Origin of the sequence: Geobacillus sp. WSUCF1, from assembly GCF_000422025.1 — a bacterium.
Taxonomy (GTDB): domain Bacteria; phylum Bacillota; class Bacilli; order Bacillales; family Anoxybacillaceae; genus Geobacillus; species Geobacillus zalihae.
On record NZ_ATCO01000241.1, the window covers coordinates 1 to 2,559 of the forward strand.

Annotated in this window: 2 protein-coding genes and 1 pseudogene; 1 reads left to right on the forward strand and 2 read right to left on the reverse strand. The window is 54.4% G+C overall.

The genetic code is table 11. From position 1 onward, the window contains the following. Positions 1-205 precede the first annotated feature (205 nt). Together I656_RS00595 and I656_RS00590 are read right to left on the reverse strand one after the other, a co-directional pair. Positions 206-640, reverse strand: coding sequence for a YkyB family protein (locus tag I656_RS00595; RefSeq protein ID WP_015374330.1), 435 nt, complete (start codon positions 638-640; stop codon positions 206-208). 68 nt (positions 641-708) lie between these two features. Beyond that, a pseudogene (locus I656_RS00590) lies at positions 709-1,577 on the reverse strand (metallophosphoesterase). A gap of 144 nt (positions 1,578-1,721) precedes the next feature. On the opposite strand from I656_RS00590, the gene fadH reads away from it, so the two are divergent. Further along, positions 1,722-2,489 (forward strand): 2,4-dienoyl-CoA reductase, encoded by a 768-nt coding sequence (fadH, locus tag I656_RS00585; RefSeq protein WP_013523307.1) that lies wholly within the window; start codon positions 1,722-1,724, stop codon positions 2,487-2,489. Positions 2,490-2,559: the final 70 nt, after the last annotated feature.

Here is a 2,559-nt window from a genome sequence, read left to right on the forward strand (position 1 = left end):
ACTTTTGGTGAAGAGCCACAAAAAAAATTCGTCATCAGCAGAAGGATGAACATGTCCCTATATTGAGCGCTGCCACTTTACACATTTTGGAGTTCGGGTATTTTTAGGATTGGTGAAAAAACAGGGTGAAACAAAAGAGAGATCGATGTTTCTGCTGCCGGCTCGGTGCTAAGATGCCCCCCTTGTTGAAAAAACAGGCGTCCGCTTAATAGCGGTCGCCGAGTCGTTTAAATACGGGTTTTGTCAGCCGTTTCGGCTTTTGTTCCGGCTTTTCTTTTAATCCGGTGTAGGCCATGAGAATGGCTTTTGCCTCTGACAGCGGCATCCGAGCTGGAGGGTTGCGGTATGAATCGTTGAGAGCGCCAAGGTGCGGAAGGGCGGCGAAATCTTGTTTTGTCGGTGGGATGTGGAAGTAGTAGTCGCCGACGGCGACAAGCACGTCGGATTGTTGTTGGCTGTATTTCGGATTGCGGGAAAAATGGAGGCCCACTTTTTTCGCCTTCCCCTCCTCGAGCAGCTTTTCAATCGCCTTTTTCTTTAGAAGATAAAGGAATGCAGGATTCAACGCGGTTTTCGCATGGCGGTTGACGGTAAAAATCGCTTTGGCAATATTGTCGACCGTCAATTGCAACGGTTTCATCGGCATGTCTCCTTTTTTCTTTCTATTATAACATAGGAAGCAGCGTTGTTGGCCGGTTTGTCCTACTTCTAGCCGGGGGTAAGCGAAAAAACGGTCAACTCCGGCGGAGCGAAGAAGCGAAGCGGCACCCGCGTCGTGCCAAGCCGCGGTTGACGTACAACAAGAGTCCGCCGACGTGGTAAAACCCTTCATAATACCGCTCAGACAACGGCGGCGTGATAAGCGGCCCGATAAACGGCAACTGAATTTGCCCGCCGTGGCTATGGCCAGACAGTTGAACGTGAATAGGGAAGCGGCGAGCCTCAATGGCACCGTCCGGCTCATGAACGAGGGCGATCGTATATGTCGCCCGCGGAATGCCGTTCGTCATTTTCGACCAGTCCGGGCGTCCGAGCATCATATCGTCGCTGCCGGCGATCGCGATCGCCCCGTGGCCGCGCCGGACGAGTGCATGCTCATTGACGAGAACGCGGAACCCGGCTCGTTCCATCAATCGACGGTAAATATCTGTTCCATAGCCGCCGTGATCATGGTTTCCGTAAATACAAAATTTCCCAAGAGGAGCGCGGACGCCGGCCAACGCCTCAGCGACCGCGTCGACGTGCGGATACCGGTTCGCCTCATGGAGCAGATCGCCTGTGAATACGACGAGATCGGGCCCGAGTTCGTTGATGCGGCCCATGATGCGGTAAAAGCGTTCCAAGCCGTAATAATGGCCGAGATGGAGATCACTGAACTGCAGCAGCTTGACGCCGGCAAACGACTTTGGGATCAGCGGATGCGACAGTGCATGGTGCGTCACGGTCAGCTCGGCTGGCTCAATCCAGCGGGCGTAGCCAGAGGCGGCTGCCATCGCCAGCGCTGCGCTGAAACTTGTGCGCGCCAGCTTTTTCAAAAAGGCGCGCCGGCTTAGTTTGGTTGTTTCGATATGGTGCATCGTTTCGCCGTCCTTTCACAAGTAGCTTTATTATAACGAAAAGGGGGAGAGAAGGACAATAGGGGAACAATAATGTTCGAATATTCCGCTATTTTATGATATGATAGAAATGAATGAGTAATCAGTCATTAGGAGGAGAAATGGATGAACGGAAAAGTGATCATTGTGACCGGCGGGTCGAGCGGAATGGGGAAATATATGGCGAAGCGGTTTGTTTCTGAGGGGGCCAACGTCGTCATTACGGGAAGGCGGGCCGAGGCGCTCGAAGAGGCCAAGCGGGAAATCGCCGCGCCGGATGGAGGGAAAGTGCTTACGATCCCGATGGATGTGCGCAACCCGGAACAAGTGGCGCACATGGTGGAGCGGACTGATGCGGAATTCGGCCGCATCGATGCCCTCATCAACAATGCGGCGGGCAATTTCATTTGCCCGGCGGAAAAGTTGTCGATCAACGGCTGGAACAGCGTCATTAACATTGTGTTAAACGGCACGTTTTACTGCAGCCGGGAAGTCGGCAACTACTGGATTCAGCGCGGCTTGAAAGGGAACATTATCAACATCGTTGCGACATATGCCTGGCATGCCGGCGCCGGGGTCATTCATTCAGCGAGCGCCAAGGCTGGAGTGCTGGCAATGACGCGCACGCTTGCTGTGGAATGGGGGAAAAAGTACGGCTTCCGCGTCAATGCGATCGCTCCCGGACCGATCGAACGGACCGGCGGGGCGGAGCGGCTTTGGGAATCAGAGGAAGCGGAGCGGATGACGTTGGAAAGCGTGCCGCTCGGGCGGCTCGGGACGCCGGAAGAAATCGCGGCGGTCGCCTCGTTTTTGCTTTCGGATGAAGCCGCTTACATTAACGGCGCTTGCATCACAGTCGACGGCGGCCAATGGCTGAACCGGCGGCCGTTTTAACATCTTTCCGAAAGAAGTCTCCCACTTTGAAACGAAGTGAAAGTGGGAGATGAATTCGGTTGGCGTTAGC

Excerpts from the sequence above, each read along its gene's own strand:
- fadH (WP_013523307.1), top strand. The coding sequence starts at position 1,722 with ATGAACGGAAAAGTGATCATTGTGACCGGCGGGTCGAGCGGAATGGGG.
- I656_RS00595 (WP_015374330.1), bottom strand. The coding sequence starts at position 640 with ATGAAACCGTTGCAATTGACGGTCGACAATATTGCCAAAGCGATTTTT.